Origin of the sequence: Lacinutrix gracilariae, from assembly GCF_042684485.1 — a bacterium.
In the GTDB taxonomy this organism is placed as follows: Bacteria; Bacteroidota; Bacteroidia; order Flavobacteriales; family Flavobacteriaceae; genus Oceanihabitans; species Oceanihabitans gracilariae.
This window is the reverse complement of the sequence record NZ_JBHULM010000011.1, coordinates 1,008,679-1,025,393: the sequence shown is the minus strand read 5'-3', so window position 1 is coordinate 1,025,393 and position 16,715 is coordinate 1,008,679. Positions and strand designations below refer to the sequence as shown.

The 16,715-nt window shown below is 32.1% G+C and carries 16 protein-coding genes; 6 read left to right on the top strand and 10 right to left on the bottom strand.

Annotated elements, in window-relative coordinates:
* The first annotated feature begins 52 nt into the window (after window positions 1–52).
* From ACFSSB_RS11645 to ACFSSB_RS11625, 5 genes are all read left to right on the top strand, one after another.
* Entirely contained in the window at window positions 53–1,135 is a 1,083-nt protein-coding gene (locus ACFSSB_RS11645; RefSeq protein WP_379904398.1) for an efflux RND transporter periplasmic adaptor subunit, read from the top strand.
* A 25-nt stretch (window positions 1,136–1,160) separates the two neighbouring features.
* Window positions 1,161–4,412: an efflux RND transporter permease subunit gene (locus ACFSSB_RS11640; RefSeq protein ID WP_379904396.1), complete on the top strand. Its 3,252-nt coding sequence runs from the start codon at window positions 1,161–1,163 to the stop codon at window positions 4,410–4,412.
* Window positions 4,405–5,853 (top strand): TolC family protein, encoded by a 1,449-nt coding sequence (locus tag ACFSSB_RS11635; protein WP_379904394.1) that lies wholly within the window; start codon window positions 4,405–4,407, stop codon window positions 5,851–5,853. Before ACFSSB_RS11640 ends, ACFSSB_RS11635 begins: the two co-directional genes overlap by 8 nt.
* Window positions 5,854–5,925: 72 nt before the next feature.
* On the top strand, window positions 5,926–6,837 hold the full coding sequence (locus tag ACFSSB_RS11630; RefSeq protein ID WP_379904392.1) for an ABC transporter ATP-binding protein: 912 nt from the start codon (window positions 5,926–5,928) through the stop codon (window positions 6,835–6,837).
* A 24-nt stretch (window positions 6,838–6,861) separates the two neighbouring features.
* The gene (locus tag ACFSSB_RS11625; protein ID WP_379904390.1) at window positions 6,862–8,223 is read left to right on the top strand and encodes a hypothetical protein; all 1,362 of its coding nucleotides are present in this window, start codon (window positions 6,862–6,864) and stop codon (window positions 8,221–8,223) included.
* A 13-nt stretch (window positions 8,224–8,236) separates the two neighbouring features.
* Here ACFSSB_RS11625 and ACFSSB_RS11620 read toward each other — a convergent pair whose 3' ends face one another.
* The 9 genes from ACFSSB_RS11620 to pdxA form a co-directional block, all read right to left on the bottom strand.
* Window positions 8,237–8,698 (bottom strand): 3-oxoacyl-ACP synthase, encoded by a 462-nt coding sequence (locus tag ACFSSB_RS11620; protein WP_379904388.1) that lies wholly within the window; start codon window positions 8,696–8,698, stop codon window positions 8,237–8,239.
* Complete coding sequence (mtgA, locus tag ACFSSB_RS11615) at window positions 8,691–9,383, bottom strand: monofunctional biosynthetic peptidoglycan transglycosylase (protein ID WP_379904386.1); 693 nt, start codon at window positions 9,381–9,383, stop codon at window positions 8,691–8,693. Before mtgA ends, ACFSSB_RS11620 begins: the two co-directional genes overlap by 8 nt.
* A gap of 34 nt (window positions 9,384–9,417) precedes the next feature.
* Window positions 9,418–10,536, bottom strand: coding sequence for an NAD(P)/FAD-dependent oxidoreductase (locus tag ACFSSB_RS11610; RefSeq protein ID WP_379904384.1), 1,119 nt, complete (start codon window positions 10,534–10,536; stop codon window positions 9,418–9,420).
* A gap of 261 nt (window positions 10,537–10,797) precedes the next feature.
* Window positions 10,798–12,150, bottom strand: a complete 1,353-nt coding sequence (gene accC / locus ACFSSB_RS11605) for an acetyl-CoA carboxylase biotin carboxylase subunit (RefSeq protein WP_379904382.1) — start codon at window positions 12,148–12,150, stop codon at window positions 10,798–10,800.
* Between the two features lie 91 nt (window positions 12,151–12,241).
* The gene (gene accB / locus ACFSSB_RS11600) at window positions 12,242–12,727 is read right to left on the bottom strand and encodes an acetyl-CoA carboxylase biotin carboxyl carrier protein (RefSeq protein ID WP_379904380.1); all 486 of its coding nucleotides are present in this window, start codon (window positions 12,725–12,727) and stop codon (window positions 12,242–12,244) included.
* Between the two features lie 34 nt (window positions 12,728–12,761).
* Window positions 12,762–13,757: a beta-ketoacyl-ACP synthase III gene (locus tag ACFSSB_RS11595; protein ID WP_379904378.1), complete on the bottom strand. Its 996-nt coding sequence runs from the start codon at window positions 13,755–13,757 to the stop codon at window positions 12,762–12,764.
* Window positions 13,758–13,937: 180 nt separating this feature from the next.
* Window positions 13,938–14,138 (bottom strand): 50S ribosomal protein L32, encoded by a 201-nt coding sequence (gene rpmF, locus ACFSSB_RS11590; RefSeq protein ID WP_215965602.1) that lies wholly within the window; start codon window positions 14,136–14,138, stop codon window positions 13,938–13,940.
* Between the two features lie 8 nt (window positions 14,139–14,146).
* On the bottom strand, window positions 14,147–14,686 hold the full coding sequence (locus ACFSSB_RS11585; protein ID WP_379904375.1) for a YceD family protein: 540 nt from the start codon (window positions 14,684–14,686) through the stop codon (window positions 14,147–14,149).
* 72 nt (window positions 14,687–14,758) lie between these two features.
* Window positions 14,759–15,805 carry a 4-hydroxythreonine-4-phosphate dehydrogenase PdxA gene (pdxA, locus tag ACFSSB_RS11580; protein WP_379904373.1) on the bottom strand — a complete coding sequence of 349 codons (1,047 nt, stop codon included), beginning with the start codon at window positions 15,803–15,805 and terminating at the stop codon, window positions 14,759–14,761.
* 62 nt (window positions 15,806–15,867) lie between these two features.
* On the opposite strand from pdxA, the gene ACFSSB_RS11575 reads away from it, so the two are divergent.
* A complete protein-coding gene (locus ACFSSB_RS11575) occupies window positions 15,868–16,461 on the top strand; it encodes a riboflavin synthase (protein WP_379904371.1) in 594 nt (197 codons plus the stop codon).
* Here the strand turns inward: ACFSSB_RS11575 and ACFSSB_RS11570 are convergent.
* Entirely contained in the window at window positions 16,458–16,658 is a 201-nt protein-coding gene (locus tag ACFSSB_RS11570) for a PID-CTERM protein-sorting domain-containing protein (RefSeq protein ID WP_379904369.1), read from the bottom strand. The two genes, ACFSSB_RS11575 and ACFSSB_RS11570, sit on opposite strands and share 4 nt — an antisense overlap.
* Window positions 16,659–16,715 lie beyond the last annotated feature (57 nt).

The window sequence follows — 16,715 nt, the reverse complement described above, 5'->3', positions numbered from 1 at the left end:
TGACTTGTTGTAATCACATTTTATTTTACAAATTTAATTCAAATAAAAAATTATGAAAAAAACCTTCCTTTTCATAGGTTTATTCGCCTGTCTATTTCACACAAGTTGCGAAACTAAAAAAGAAGAAAAGAAAGAACATGTTGCTTTTCTTGTTACCAATCCAATTAAAAAAGACACCACTATATCTAAAGATTATGTTAGTCAAATTCACTCTATTAAACATATAGAATTAAGAGCTCTAGAAAGAGGGTACTTACAACATATATCTGTAGACGAAGGACAACACGTTAAAAAGGGACAAACCATGTTCCAAATCATGCCAAATATTTATCAAGCCGAATTACAAAAAGCAAAAGCCGAAGCTAACACTGCCGAAATTGAACTAAAAAACACACAACTTTTAGCAGATGGTAATGTGGTTTCTAAAAATGAATTAGCTATGGCAAATGCTAATTTAGACAAAGCAAAAGCAGAAGTTACTTTAGCACAAACACATTTAGGTTTTACCAAAATCACAGCTCCTTTTGATGGTATTATGGATCATTTAGAAGCAAGAGAAGGTAGCCTTTTAGACGAAGGTGAATTGCTAACCACACTTTCAGACAATAGCAAAATGTGGGTGTATTTTAATGTACCAGAAACAGAATATCTAGATTATATCACGAGCACAGATAAAGACACTAAAAAAGAGGTTAGCTTACTAATGGCTAATAATAAACTGTTCAACCAAAAAGGAATTGTTGAAACTATTGAAGGAGAATTTAATAGTGAAACCGGAAACATTGCATTTAGAGCTACGTTTCCAAATCCAGATGGTATTTTAAGACATGGCGAAACAGGAAGTGTATTAATGGCTGTTCCTTTTAAAGACGTAATTATTATTCCTCAAAAAGCAACGTTTCAAATTTTAGATAAAACCTATGTTTTTGTAGTAGATAAAGACCATATCGTAAAACAAAAAGAAATTACTATTGGCGCAGAGTTACCTCATCTTTTCATTGTTAGTAAAGGACTGTCTGAAAAAGACACCATTTTACTAGAAGGTATTAGAATGGTTAAAAACAATGAGAAAATAGAAACCAAATTTTTAGAGCCAAACAAAGTATTGTCTGAGCTAGACTTATACGCTGAATAATTTTAGAATTTAATCTACAAAAGACATGTTTAAACAATTTATAAAAAGACCCGTTCTTGCTATAGTCATTTCGGTAATAATCTTATTTATAGGTGGACTTGCTATCAAGCAACTACCTATATCACAGTTTCCACAAATAGCACCAACAACGGTAAATATCTTTATAGCGTATCCAGGATCCAGCTCAGAGGTATTAGTTAACTCTACTTTAATTCCGTTAGAAACAGCCATAAATGGTGTACAAGATATGCGTTATATTGCATCTGATGCTACAAGTGCTGGAGAGGCAACCGTTCGTGTAATTTTTGAACCAGGTACAGACCCAAATGAAGCAGTAGTAAGGGTAAAAACGCGTGTAGACCAAGTAATGCCGCTTTTACCCGAACTAGTACAACGTGAAGGGGTTATTATTACTCCTGTACAACCTAGTATGTTAATGTACGTGAACCTTTCTAGTACAGATAAAAACAATGATGAAAAGTTTTTATACAACTATGCTTACACTAAAATTATTCCTGAAATTCAACGTATAAAAGGAATAGCAAGTGCAAAAATTTTAGGAAGCCGAAAATATGCTATGCGTGTTTGGTTAAAACCAGATCGTATGCGAGCATATAATATTTCTGCTGAAGAAGTTTTAGAAGCCATGGAAGAGCAAAGTATTTTAGCTAGACCAGGACGTTTAGGTAGAAGTTCTGGTATGACTTCACAAGCTTTAGAGTATGTATTAACCTATGAAAATAGGTATAACGAACCTGAGCAATACGAAGAAATTATTATTCGCGCCAATAGCGAAGGAGAAATTATTCAATTAAAAGATATTGCAGATGTAAAACTGGGTAGTGAATTTTTTGATATCTACTCTAATTTAGACGGAAAACCTTCTGCTTCCATTGTATTAAAACAAACCTTTGGTAGTAATGGTAGTGATGTTATAGCCGCTGTAAAAGAAAAATTAGCAGAGTTAAAAGTAGAACTTCCACCAGATGTAGATTTTCAAATTAGTTATGACGTTTCTAACTTTTTAGATGCATCTATAGAACAGGTTTTACATACTCTTAGAGATGCCTTTATCTTAGTAGCTATTGTAGTATTTCTATTTTTAGGAGATTGGCGTTCTACCTTAATCCCAATTATAGCAGTACCTGTATCTTTAATCGGAGCCTTTTTTATCATGCAATTGTTTGGCTTGTCTATAAACTTAATCACCTTATTTGCATTAGTACTTGCCATTGGTATTGTTGTAGATAACGCCATTGTAGTTGTAGAAGCTGTGCATGTTAAAATGGAAGAAGAACACCTCTCACCTTACAAAGCATCTTATGAAGTTTTAGGTGAAATTGGAGGAGCCATTATAGCTATTACTTTAGTTATGGTATCGGTATTTATTCCTATTTCATTTATGTCTGGTCCTGTTGGTGTATTCTATCGCCAATTTTCTATTACTATGGCTGGTTCTATAGTTATTTCAGCAATTGTTGCATTAACACTAACTCCTGTTTTATGCGCTATGCTGCTTAAAAATAACCACGGAAAAACTAAAAAATCACCTATAGATAAGTTTATTAATTGGTTTAATAATGGATTTGAAAAACTCACCGGAAAATATGTAAAAATCCTTAACAAGATTGTAGCAAGACGCATTATTACCTTTGGTATATTAATAGCTTTTTGTGTTGGTATTTTTGTAACTAATAAGGTGCTTCCTGCTGGATTTATTCCTAATGAAGATCAAGGAATGATTTATGCTATAATTCAAACTCCTCCAGGAGCAACCTTAGAGCGTACCAATGAAGTTGCTAAAAAACTTCAAAAAATTTGTGAAGAAACAGAAGGTGTTGAATCGGTTTCTTCTTTAGCAGGTTATGAGATAATGACAGAAGGTAGAGGATCTAATGCTGGTACCTGTTTAATTAACCTTAAACCTTGGTCTGAACGTCACCACTCTGTACATGAAATCATGGAAGAGCTGGAAGAAGAAACCAGAGATTTAGGTGCAGTTATTGAATATTTTGAACCACCTGCTGTTCCAGGTTTTGGGTCTTCTGGTGGATTTGCAATGCGTTTATTAGATAAAACCAACTCTACAGATTATCATCATTTTGAAGAGATTAATAATAATTTTATAGAAGCTTTATCTAAACGTAAAGAGCTTACAGGAATTTTTACATTCTTCTCAGCAAATTATCCGCAATATCAATTAAAAATAAACAACAAAATTGCCATGCAAAAAGGAGTTTCTATTAGCAAAGCAATGGAAAACCTAAACATTTTAATTGGTAGTACCTATGAACAAGGATTTATTCGTTTTGGTAGATTCTTTAAAGTTTATACACAAGCAGGACCAGAATACAGACGTTTACCATCAGATCTTGAAAAACTTTTTGTTAAAAACGAAGAAGGGGAAATGGTACCATATTCTGCTTTTATGACTATTGATAAAAAGTTAGGTCCTAATGAAATTACAAGATATAACCTTTATAATTCTGCTTCTATTAGAGGTTTACCTGCTGCAGGATATACTAGTGGTGACGCTATAAAAGCAATAAAAGAAGTTGCTGCAGAACAACTACCAAGAGGGTATGATATTGCTTGGGAAGGATTATCTTATGATGAAGCCAGTAGAGGTAATGAATCTGCTTACATTTTTATAATAGTACTTGTGTTTGTTTATTTTGTTTTAGCTGCGCAATACGAAAGTTTCTTATTGCCATTTGCAGTAATACTTTCATTACCTGTTGGTGTTTTTGGCTCCTTCCTATTATTAAAATCTATGGGATTAGCTAATGATGTGTATGCACAAATTGGTGTTATCATGCTGGTTGGTCTGCTTGGTAAAAATGCCGTGTTAATTGTAGAGTTTGCCGTACAAAAACAACGTGAAGGCGCAACAATACTTCAAGCAGCTATTGAAGGTTCTAAAGCTAGATTTAGACCTATTTTAATGACATCGTTTGCCTTTATTGCAGGATTAATTCCATTAATTGTAGCTTCAGGAGCTGGTGCCATTGCTAATAGAACCATTGGTAGCTCAGCATTAGGAGGTATGTTAATTGGTACTCTTGGTGGTGTATTAATTATTCCTGGTTTATACTACATTTTTGCTAAAATGGCAGAAGGTAAAAGCCTGATTAAAGACGAGTCTAACGAACCTTTATCTGAAGAAATGATAAGAAACAGTGAAAACGCTGGCAATCAAACCAAGGAAAACACAAAACAGATTAGCAAACTTAAAAGTATACTTAAAAAACTAAGTAAAAAAAAGAACAATGAATAATATAAAAACACATAGCAAGTTTAATAAACTATTTATTGTAGGTCTACTTGCGTTAATATCCTTGTATTCTTGTGTGCCAATCAAACAAATTAGAGAAGCATACAAAACAGTACCTGAACAATATTTAAGTGATGCAAAAGACACTACAAATACAGCAAATATTAAATGGAAAGACTTTTTTTCTGATCCTAATTTAGTAGACTTAATAGATACTGCTTTAGCTAATAATCAAGAGCTTAATATGATGCTACAGCAAGTAGATATGGCTAAAAATGAAATAAAAGCTAAAAAAGGAGAATACCTACCATTTGTAGCTGCTTACGCTGGAGCCGAAGTAGAAAAAGTTGGAGAATATACCAGAAATGGTGCTGTAGAAAAGCACTTAGATGTTCGTGAAGGTGAAGAATTTCCAGAGCCATTAACTAACTTTTCATTAGGCTTAACTGCTTCTTGGGAAGTTGATGTATGGAAAAAACTTAGAAACGGTAAAAAAGCTGCTGTTTTAGAATATTTAGCCTCTATTGAAGGAAAGAATTTTATGGTAACGCAATTGGTTTCAGAAATAGCAAGTTCGTATTATGAACTTATGGCTTTAGACAACCAATTAGCTATTATAGAACAAAATCTAGAGATTCAACAAAATGCGCTAAAAATGGTAAAACTGCAAAAAGAAGCAGCAAGAGCCACACAATTAGCAGTAAGCCGTTTTGATGCAGAGGTATTTAAAAACCAAAGTAATAAATATCAAATCCAGCAAAAAATAGTAGAAACAGAAAATTTAATAAATTTTCTAGTTGGTAGATATCCTCAAAAGATAACCAGAAGTTCTACTAATTTTATAGAAAAACCTATTGATGCTATGCATGTAGGAGTTCCTTCTCAACTTCTGGCTAATCGTCCAGATATTAAAAAAGCAGAACTTGAATTATCTGCAGCAAAGCTTAATGTAAGTATTGCTAAAGCCAATTTTTATCCTTCTATTGGTGTACAAGCTGGTGTTGGTTTTGAAGCCTTTAAACCTAAGTTTTTAACTAGCACTCCAGAATCTTTAGCCTATTCTTTAGTTGGAGATATGGTAGCTCCTTTAATTAATAGAAATGCTATAAAAGCAGAATATAAAACTGCAAACAACAAACAATTGCAGACTATTTATGAATATGAAAAAACCATATTAAATGCTTATATAGAAGTAGAAAACCAACTATCTAACGTAAAAAACTTAAATAAAAGTTATCTACTTAAAGAAAAACAAGTACAAGCACTTACGGAGTCTATAGCGCTTTCATTAAAACTTTTTAAATCTGCTAGAGCAGAATATACCGAAGTTTTATTAACACAAAGAGAAGCATTAGACGCTAAAATTGAAATTGTGGAAACCAAAAGAGATCAATTATTAGCTAATGTAAAACTGTACCAAGCTTTAGGTGGTGGTTGGAATTAATAATGTCTTCCATTAAATTTAAAAACCGTTCTTCTTAAAAGTTGAGCGGTTTTTTTATGTTATTTTTGCAGCATGCTTCAAGTAAAACAACTTACATTTTCTTATAATGATACACCTGTTTTAAAAGACCTTTCTTTTCAGGTAAAACCAGGAGAACACCTTTCTATTATTGGCGAAAGTGGCTCTGGAAAAAGCACCTTATTAAAGGTTTTATATGGTGAATATGATTCCCTTAAAGGAACAATTTTCTGGAAAGAAGAAGAAATTTTAGGTCCCAAACACAACTTAGTTATTGGGTATAACTTCATGAAATACGTAGCACAAGAGTTTGATTTGATGCCATTTATTTCTGTAGAAGAAAATATAGGTAAATTCCTTTCTAATTTTTATCCCGAAGAAAAACAAAAACGCGTAGCAGAATTAATAAAAGTAGTAGAGTTAGAAAACGTTGCAAAAACAAAAGTGAAATTGCTAAGTGGCGGACAAAAGCAACGCGTTGCACTAGCTAGAGCTTTAGCAAAACAACCAGAAATTATACTACTAGATGAGCCTTTTAGTCATATTGATAATTTTAAAAAGCAATCGCTTAGAAGAAGCGTTTTTAAATATCTAAAAGAAAACAATATCGCCTGTGTTGTTGCTACACATGACAAAGAAGATGTTTTAGGTTATGCAGATAAAATGCTTGTTTTAAACAACCATAAAATAGCAGTTAACAATACACCAGAATACTTATACAAAAACCCTGAAACCCCTTTAATTGCAGCTTTTTTTGGAGAATTTAACGTAATAAATAACGAAATTATTTATGCGCATCAAATACAAGTAGTTGAAAAATCAGAATTAAAAGCCACTGTAAAACATTCTTATTTTAAAGGAAATTACTACTTAGTAGAAAGTATTGTAGATACTAAAGTGGTACTGTTTAAATCAAAAGAAGCTTTTTCTTTAGACACTAACGTATGTTTAAAAATATCAAAATAACAGCGCTTAATAATAAGGAAGTAGATGTTTTATTATAGATATTTAAATGAGGAAGAAGTTGCTTTTATTTCTAACAGAATAAACAAAATCAAGAGACTGCTTTTAGGTTTATTTATAATAACAGCCTTAATAATTGCTGCTGTTGCCTTTTTTATATACAGTGATCTAGACACTACTAATTACGCTATTAATATAATGTTTGGTGTTTTAATATTACTTCTTTATTCTCTAAATTGGTTTGTAAAAGGGTATAAAAAGCATGTTGTAAATACGAAGGTGTACAAATCAAAAGGTTTATACAAAAGCATCTACCAACAACATGGTAAAAACGGAAGATATTACCATACCATAAATGGTACCATTATAAAAATACCTTGGCATTGGCAAAACTATCTTAAATTACAAAAAGAACCTGTTAGCTTTGAATACATTGTTAGAGATGGAGTGGTTGCTGTAAGTGAAGGTGCTTCTAATTATGTAGTATCGCTAAACGATACATTATCCTTAGATTATGAATTACAAAACGGACTAAAAAAAGCAAAGCCTCTTTCCTTTTTAAACCTAGTTAGTTTTGTTTTAATCATTCCTGTTATTATTATTCTATGCGTAAATAGTGATGTAACTGCTGTTCAAAATTTTAAGCAACTATTAAAAACAGAGCAAGATTATATTACGCTTAACGCTACCGAAGAAGTACAACAAATAGACACTCCTAGTTATATTAAAATAAATAACGCTTGGGTGTATCAATACAAACTTCCGTATGATGCTTTTGGTGAAAATTACGTTATATCTAAAGCCGAAAGAGATAGAATTTATTACAACCCTTCTTCACAAACTAATTATCGTTATCACTTTCCTGCCAGAGCTTTGACAAAACCTGATAAAGAAAACTATAAAAAGCAATTAGAAAAAAACATACAACAATTAGGAATTAAAAAAACTACAGACACTTCTCTTTGGGAAAATAAGGTTAACAATGCTTTTAAAATAAAGCTTGCTGAATATAAGAATAGATTATTTAGAGCAAAAAAAATGGATTCTATTTTACAGGAATTAAAACCCAAATCTTATTTTTTTAAAATTAAGGATACGTGCTTTAATGCAGCAGAACAAAACAGGTATAACATTAAAAGCAGTTTAGAAAAAACAGGTATTGTTCATGGTTTTTACAGCCCAAAAAGCAACACAATTATAAGTTTTAAAGAACAAGAAGTAAAAAGAAAAGCCATTAAAAATGCTTGTATTTTATTTTGTATTTGTGCTCTAATTACCATTGTTTTTATAATGTCTATTTTTAAAATTATTTACAATACCATACTGAAAAAAAGACTAGTAGAAGCACAGCTAAATAGTAATAACGGAAACCCTAGAATAGAGAAATAAAGAACATTGCTTTTTACAACACTTCTTTAATCTGTATTTTTATGTCTCTAAAACTAAAAACATCACTAGCGTTTTTACCAACAAGTAATTTACCAATAGGTGTATTTGGTGAAATAGCATAAAAATGGTCTTTATCTATAGTTATTTGACCTGCACTTATAGCAATAAAATAATTGTTTTGTGAAGTATACACAACACTACCTAAACCTACTGTTTTATTGGTTTTTGAAACATCTATTTTAGAGAAAGCTTCTTTTACTTTCATAATTTCAGCCAATTGGTTTCCTGCCTTTTCACGTTCTAATTGTAACATAGCACGACCTGTTTCATGCTTATCTCCTGCACTACTTTTGGTTTCGCTAGTTAAAGATTCTTGAATTTCGTTTATCGTTTTTTGAACCGTTATCAACCTGTTTTCTATAAACTGAAAACAAGCATCATATAGCTTTTGCTTAACTTTTAAAATACTACTCATTCTTTTTAAAATCTAAGGTTCCAAAATAAACCATTTGTTTTACAATCCAGTTTTTTCTTGAACTTATATACTTGGTCGCAGGATTGGCTTTATATTTTCTTGGGTTTGGCAAAATAGCAGCAATAGCTGCAGCTTCTTGTGGTGACAGTTTAGAAGCCGATTTTTTAAACCAATATTGTGATGCAGCTTCGGCACCATAAATACCATTTCCCATTTCAATACTATTTAAATACACTTCTAGTATGCGCTCTTTGGTCCAAATTTTTTCTATTAAAAACGTAAAATAAGTTTCTAAGCCTTTACGTAACCAACTACGATTAGGCCATAAAAAAACATTTTTTGCTGTCTGTTGGCTAATAGTACTTCCGCCTTTAATGCGTTTTCCTTTTTTATTGTTTTCATAGGCTTTTTCAATTGCTTTAAAATCAAAACCTGTGTGGTTTAAGAAGTTTTGATCTTCGCTACAAAGTACTGCTAACTGTAGGTTTTTAGAAATTTTATCTATAGAAACCCAATCGTGTTTACACACCAAGTCTTTACCTTCTTGATATTGTTCTATGCCACGAATAACCATTAATGGTGTAGCTGGAACAGGAACTTTTTTGTACAAAAACACCAAGGCTACAGAAAATACCACTAACCAAAAGATGGTTTTTAAAACAAACCTGAAAATTCTTTTTAACATGTTTAAAATTTGTCTGTTGTAATAAGCGTATTGGCTACATTATAATTTGATCTGCAAGTTCTTTGCCTACCAAACTACCAATAGCAACTCCCATTCCGCCAAGGCGTACACCACAAAACACGTTAGTACTTAATGGTTTTACAATTGCTTTTTTGTGTGTACCAACTCCCATAATACCACTCCATCGATGTTCTATTTCTACTGGTATTTCTGGCAAAATGGTGGTTTTTAAAAGTGCTTCTAGTTTGTTTTGAATTAATGCAGTTTGGTTTAAGTCTGTAGTTTCTTCGGTTTTAAAATCGAGATTTCGTCCTCCTCCAAACAGAATTCTATTATCAATATTACGAAAATAATAATAGCCTTTATCTAAATGAAAGGTTCCTTTTATATGTAAGTTATTAATTGGTTTTGTAATTAAAACCTGTGCTCTTGCTGGTTTTACTTCTGGAATATGTAATTGCGAAGCAAAGCCGTTTGTAGCGATGAATAATTTTGAAGTAGTACATTGAAATAGATTGGTTTCTATTTTTACAGAATTATTGTTTTCTGAAAATCCTTTTACCGAAACATTATTTAAAATTTTAATGCCTTTTGAAAGCACTTTTTGAAGCAGTGCATCCATCATTTTACCTGTATCTATTTGTCCTTCAAACGGAGTAAAAATATAGTTTTCTTGAATATTTTTAAAGCGGAAGGAATTCTGTTGTATACTAAAAACGGCTTCTTTAAAAATAGGTTCTAGTAGTTGGTTTACTTGGTCTTTTTTTGCCATACATGCTTGAAATAAGCTTGCATTTTGTTTGGTAAACAATTCATAACCTCCTAGCTGTTGGTAGTTGATGGTTTTATCTCCTAAGGTGTTTCTTAATAGCTGTAAGCCCTCTACTCTTTTTTTTACTAGCTGTACAACTTCTTGTTCTGTATGTGTGTTTAAATCGTCTAAAATTTCGCTTAAACTACCAAAGCATGCAAATCCTGCATTTTTAGTACTTGCTCCTTGTGGCAAGGTTCCTTTTTCAAGAATTAGGATGTTTGCTTTTGGAAACTTTGTTTTTAGTTGTAAAGCACAATTAAGTCCTACAATACCACTACCAATAATGGTGAAGTCTAGGTTGGTGAGCCATGATTTTATTTCCCAATAACTTAAATTCATAGGGTAAAGTTAGGAATTTAATTGGAAGTAATGCACTGTGTTAAGGATAGCAGCGACATCCTTTTTTTTCTTGCTATAGAAAAGGGTCTATTAGAAATTTACTTTTTGGGTTATAGATTGCTGCCAACACAAGAATACCTAAAAAAAAAGATATAGCGAATAGCCTGACTTTTGCTTTTTGGGAGCAAAAGGAACACCCAAAGACTAGATAAAACTATGGTAAAAAAAACTCCGATTTAAAAAAATCGGAGTTTGATATATTTATTCTTCTGTTACTTCTTTCATTTCAAAATCTTCCATGAATTTAGTGGTATAATTTCCTGCTAAATAGTCTGGATGATCCATTAATTGTCTGTGAAAAGGAATGGTTGTTTTAATTCCTTCAATAACGAACTCGTCTAAAGCGCGTTTCATTTTATTAATGGCTTCTTCTCTGGTTTGCGCTGTTGTAATTAACTTTGCAATCATAGAATCATAGTTTGGCGGAATGCTATAACCTGCATACACGTGCGTATCTAAACGTACTCCATGTCCTCCAGGAGCGTGTAATGTTGTTATTTTTCCTGGTGAAGGTCTGAAGTTATTAAACGGATCTTCTGCATTAATACGACATTCTATAGAGTGTAAGTTTGGCGTATAGTTTTTACCAGAAATTGGCACTCCTGCTGCTACAAGTATTTGCTCACGAATAAGGTCGAAATCAATTACTTGTTCTGTAATTGGGTGCTCTACTTGTATACGTGTATTCATTTCCATGAAGTAGAAATTACGGTGTTTATCTACCAGAAATTCTACGGTTCCTGCTCCTTCGTATTTAATGTATTCTGCGGCTTTTACAGCTGCTTCACCCATTTTTTTACGAAGTGCTTTTGTCATGAAAGGAGAAGGTACTTCTTCTGTTAATTTTTGGTGACGACGTTGTACAGAGCAATCTCTTTCGGATAAGTGACATGCTTTACCTGTAGAGTCACCTACAATTTGAATTTCGATATGGCGAGGCTCTTCAATAAGCTTTTCCATATACATATCATCATTACCAAATGCAGCTTTAGATTCTTGTCTTGCAGAATCCCAAGCGTCTTTAAGGTCTTCTTCTTTCCAAACGGCACGCATACCTTTACCTCCACCACCAGCAGATGCTTTAAGCATTACTGGATAACCGGTTTCTTTGGCTACTTTTTGGCAATCTTCAAAGGTTTCAATAACACCTTCGCTTCCTGGTACTACTGGTACTCCTGCTGCGATCATGGTTGCTTTGGCGTTAGCCTTGTCTCCCATTCTATCGATCATCTCTTCAGATGCACCAATAAATTTTATTTGGTGTTCTTCGCAAATTTTAGAAAATTTCGCGTTTTCTGATAAAAATCCGTATCCTGGATGTATGGCATCTGCATTCGTAATTTCTGCTGCAGCAATTACACTAGACATCTTTAAATAAGATTCACTACTTGCAGCTGGACCGATACATACGGCTTCATCTGCAAACTTTACGTGAAGGCTTTCTGCATCTGCTGTAGAGTATACAGCTACAGTTTTAATGCCCATTTCTTTACAGGTCCTAATAACACGTAGTGCTATTTCCCCTCTATTGGCTATTAATATTTTTTTGAACATAATTCTTTTGAGTTTATAAGTTTATGGGTTTATACGTTTATTGTTCTAGTTAAAAACTAGGAACTTTAAATTTTAAACTTTAAACTTCAGATTATGATGGATCAACTAAAAATAATGGTTGATCAAATTCTACTGGAGAAGCATCATCAACTAAAACTTTTACAATTTTACCTGAAACTTCAGATTCAATTTCATTAAAAAGTTTCATTGCTTCAATGATACATAATACATCTCCTTCTTTAATAGTTTGTCCTACTTCAACAAAAACTGGTTTGTCTGGAGAAGGTTTTCTATATAAAGTACCAATAATTGGTGATTTTATAGTGATATATTTTGAGTTGTCTTCTTCTGCTACAGGTTGTACAGGAGTTGCAGCTACTACAGGTTGTGGAGGAGCAGCAGCAATTGGTGCTTGTGCCATAGCACCCATTGGTATTTGTTGCACTATGGTTTGCGTTTCTTTGTCATCGCCACCAGTTTTTATGGTGATTTTAACATCATCGGTTTCTAATTTCACTTCGCTTGCGCCAGATTTAGCTACAAATTTAATTAGGTTTTGAATGTCTTTTAAATCCATAATATTGAGATTTTAATTATGATTGTTAGTTAGTTTAAGAATTATAAGCCCACGTTAAATAAATGGAGCCCCAAGTAAATCCTCCTCCAAAAGCAGCAAGTATTACTTTGTCTCCTTTTTTCAGTTTAGATTCATAATCGTTTAATAATAAAGGTATGGTTGCAGAAGTAGTGTTTCCATATTTTTCAATATTCATCATTACTTTTTCTGCGTTTAAGTTCATTCTGTTAGCAGTAGCATCAATAATTCTTTTATTAGCTTGGTGTGCTGCTAACCAATTAACGTCATCATTAGTAAGGTTGTTTCTTTCTAATATTTTCACACATGCGTCTGCCATGTTAGAAACTGCCCATTTAAACACTGTTTTACCATCTTGATAAACATAGTGTTTATTTTCTTTTACTGTTTCTATTGTAGCTGGTTCAATAGAACCACCTGCTGGTACTTGCAGAAATTCTCTTCCTGTACCATCACTTCTTAAATATTCGTCATGAACACCTAAGCCTTCGGTATTAGGTTCAAAAAGTACAGCTCCTGCTCCATCACCAAAAATGATACAAGTTGCTCTGTCTTTATAGTTAATCATAGAAGAGTTCATATCTGCTCCTATTACTAATACTTTTTTGTATCTACCAGATTCAATAAAGCTAGAAGCGGTTGAAACACCATATAAAAAACTAGAACATGCTGCATCTAAATCATATGCAAAGGCATTGGTTGCTCCTATTTGAGAAGCTACAAACACAGCTGTTGCAGATGCTTGCATATCTCTTGTTGCAGTTGCAACAATTACTAATTCTATTTCTTTGGGATCGAGATTTGATTTTTTAATCAAATCTTTTGCTGCTTCTGCTGCTAGAAAAGAAGTTCCTTTTCCTTTTTCTTTTAATATTCTACGTTCCTTGATTCCTGTTCTAGAGGTTATCCATTCGTCATTAGTATCTACTAAAGTTTCCAGTATCTGGTTTGTTAATACATACTCAGGAACATACTTACCTACAGCTGTTATTGCTGCTGAGATTTTGCTCATAATTTAGATGTTAATTTGACCTAAAATCGTTAAAAAAATTGCACAAATAAACTCAAATTTTAAAAACTTGAAGTTTTTCAATTTGTTTTGATGCAAATTAAGTGGTTTTTAACGTAAAGAAAAATTTATAACAAAAAAAACGCTCACATAGGAGCGTTTTATTGTATGCGCGCATAATAACTATGCTACGTTTTCTTCTACTGAGTTATCAATTAACACTTGACCTCTATAGTATAATTTCCCTTCATGCCAGTGTGCTCTATGGTAAAGGTGAGCTTCACCTGTTGTTGGGCAAGTAGCAATTTGTGGCGCAGTTGCTTTATAATGCGTTCTTCTTTTATCTCTTCTTGTTTTTGAGATTTTTCTTTTAGGATGTGCCATTTTTTATGTTATTTATCCGTTAATAGTTTCTTTAATGTATTCCAACGAGGATCAATTTCCTCTTGGTTTTCTTTATATTCGGCCGTTTTCGGGCTTAATTCTTCTAGTTTATTAAGTATTTCTGAATCTAAAGTACCATCTTCAACTCCTGGATGGATTAATTTATTAGGAACAGCTAAAACAATGAGTTCATAAATATACTGTTGTATATTTATTTCATATTCACCATGCGGAATGATTAATATATCAATGTTTTCATCATTGTACTCTTCACCAAACTTTACTACCAAGTCAAAATTGTTTTCAATTTCTTGATCGTAAGGTTCATTTGTTAAGTCACAATTTACATTTACAGTTCCTGAAGTTTTAAAATTCAACTCTAATAAAGTAGACTTTTTATTTAAAATAAGATCTACTTTTAGGTTTGAATTATTAAATTCTTCATACTCAAAATGTTCAAAGAACGATTGTTTAATATCATACTCAAAATGGTGTTCTCCTACTTTTAAACCTACAAAAGGTATTGTAAATGCTTTTAAAGGCTTCATTTTCACATCTATTTTGAGCCTGCAAATATACAATTTTTTATTTACTAAGCACAGTTATAAACATTTTTTTGTTTATATCTTTTTTTGATTGAATTTTAAAGGGTTTTTACTAATCTCTAAAAACTCTAATCGATTCTTATATATTTCTATAGCTTTAAATACAGCTTCTTTAAAAGAACTGTTGTCTGCAAGGTTTTTTCCTGCTATTTCAAAAGCAGTACCATGATCTGGTGAAGTTCTTATTTTATCTAGTCCTGCAGTGTAATTAACACCTTGACCAAAAGAAAGTGTTTTAAAAGGAATTAAACCTTGATCATGATACGATGCTATAATAGCATCAAAGTTTAAATAATTGTCTGAACCAAAAAAACTATCTGCTGCATAAGGACCAAATACTAATTTACCTGTTTTTTTTATAGACTCTAGAGTTGGCCTTAAAACCTTATCATCTTCGGTACCTATTACACCATTATCTCCTGTATGCGGATTAATGCCTAAAACAGCTATTTTGGGTTTTCTAATTTTAAAGTCTTTTTGAAGCGAATGGTAAATAGTTTCAATTTTTTCTTTAATGCGTTTTGGCGTGATATGCTTTGCTACATCTTTTACTGGCACATGGTCTGTTAATAAACCAACGCGTAGAGAATTAGCTACCATTAACATTAAACTATTACCTTGTAATTCTTGCTCTAAATAATCTGTGTGTCCTGGAAACTTAAAGGTTTCAGACTGAATGTTGTGTTTGTTTATTGGAGCAGTTACCAATACATCAATACTATTATTTTTTAATGCATTTGTTGCTGCTTCTAAAGATTTTATAGCATACTCGCCTATTTTAAAATCTTCTTTACCAAATTCTATTTTAACATGCTCATTCCAAACATTAAAAACATTAATTTTTTGCGGAAGGATTTGATTTAGATTATTTATTCCGTTTAAATTAACCTGCATCTTCAAATGATTTTTTACAAAATTCATTGTTTTTACAGATGCAAATATCACTGGAGTACAAAATTCTAATATTCTTGGGTCTTCAAAAGTTTTCAGTACTATCTCTGCTCCTATGCCATTTAAATCGCCTATAGATACACCTACAACTATATTTTCTTCTTTCTTCATTAATAATGCTAACTTTTGTTTGTAATTTTACTGCTACAAATTTAACTAAATAATCGACAATAATGTTTACTGGAATCATTGAGGAATTAGGAATTGTTAAACAATTAGATCAAGAGCTTGATAATTTGCACCTTACCATAGAAAGTAATTTTACTCAAGAATTACAAATAGATCAAAGCGTGGCGCATAATGGCGTGTGTTTAACGGTTGTTGCAATTAACCATAAAGAATACAAAGTTACAGCTATTAAAGAAACCCTAGAAAAAACAAATTTAAATACAATTAGTGTTGGTGATATTGTAAATTTAGAAAGAGCAATGCAACTAGGAGAAAGGTTAGATGGACATATTGTACAAGGTCATGTTGACCAAACAGCTGTTTGTACACATATTGAAAACACTTCTGGAAGTTGGCTTTTTACCTTTAAATATGATAGTGCATTAAATAATGTTACTATTGAAAAAGGTTCTATTACCATTAATGGCGTTAGCCTAACGGTTGTAAACTCTAAAAAAGATAGTTTTAGCGTAGCAATAATTCCGTATACTTTTGAACACACAAATTTTAAGCACTTTAAAATTGGTACCGAAGTAAATTTAGAATTTGATGTAATAGGAAAATATGTAGCTAGGTTAGTAGACTTAAATAAACTTTAAGCTCTAGATCTAAGCGTTTTTACAACACCATAAACCAAACCAATAGCTAATAAAAAATATACTCCTGCATCTACCGGAAGACCTGGTGGTGGTGGTGGAGCTGGCGGTGGCAGTTCACTTACTGCTGTTTGAGGTGTACTAACAAAACTTATTAATAAAAATAAGATTGAGGCAATTATTTTTTTGTTTTGTATCATTCTGTTGTAAATGTATAAAAAAAAGGGAATTAACAAAATAAAAAAAAATCTTTTTAG

Coding starts and splice junctions, on each gene's coding strand:
- ACFSSB_RS11645 (WP_379904398.1), top strand. CDS start 53: ATGAAAAAAACCTTCCTTTTCATAGGTTTATTCGCCTGTCTATTTCAC.
- ACFSSB_RS11640 (WP_379904396.1), top strand. CDS start 1,161: ATGTTTAAACAATTTATAAAAAGACCCGTTCTTGCTATAGTCATTTCG.
- ACFSSB_RS11635 (WP_379904394.1), top strand. CDS start 4,405: ATGAATAATATAAAAACACATAGCAAGTTTAATAAACTATTTATTGTA.
- ACFSSB_RS11630 (WP_379904392.1), top strand. CDS start 5,926: ATGCTTCAAGTAAAACAACTTACATTTTCTTATAATGATACACCTGTT.
- ACFSSB_RS11625 (WP_379904390.1), top strand. CDS start 6,862: ATGTTTTATTATAGATATTTAAATGAGGAAGAAGTTGCTTTTATTTCT.
- ACFSSB_RS11620 (WP_379904388.1), bottom strand. CDS start 8,698: ATGAGTAGTATTTTAAAAGTTAAGCAAAAGCTATATGATGCTTGTTTT.
- mtgA (WP_379904386.1), bottom strand. CDS start 9,383: ATGTTAAAAAGAATTTTCAGGTTTGTTTTAAAAACCATCTTTTGGTTA.
- ACFSSB_RS11610 (WP_379904384.1), bottom strand. CDS start 10,536: ATGAATTTAAGTTATTGGGAAATAAAATCATGGCTCACCAACCTAGAC.
- accC (WP_379904382.1), bottom strand. CDS start 12,150: ATGTTCAAAAAAATATTAATAGCCAATAGAGGGGAAATAGCACTACGT.
- accB (WP_379904380.1), bottom strand. CDS start 12,727: ATGGATTTAAAAGACATTCAAAACCTAATTAAATTTGTAGCTAAATCT.
- ACFSSB_RS11595 (WP_379904378.1), bottom strand. CDS start 13,757: ATGAGCAAAATCTCAGCAGCAATAACAGCTGTAGGTAAGTATGTTCCT.
- rpmF (WP_215965602.1), bottom strand. CDS start 14,138: ATGGCACATCCTAAAAGAAAAATCTCAAAAACAAGAAGAGATAAAAGA.
- ACFSSB_RS11585 (WP_379904375.1), bottom strand. CDS start 14,686: ATGAAGCCTTTAAAAGCATTTACAATACCTTTTGTAGGTTTAAAAGTA.
- pdxA (WP_379904373.1), bottom strand. CDS start 15,805: ATGAAGAAAGAAGAAAATATAGTTGTAGGTGTATCTATAGGCGATTTA.
- ACFSSB_RS11575 (WP_379904371.1), top strand. CDS start 15,868: ATGTTTACTGGAATCATTGAGGAATTAGGAATTGTTAAACAATTAGAT.
- ACFSSB_RS11570 (WP_379904369.1), bottom strand. CDS start 16,658: ATGATACAAAACAAAAAAATAATTGCCTCAATCTTATTTTTATTAATA.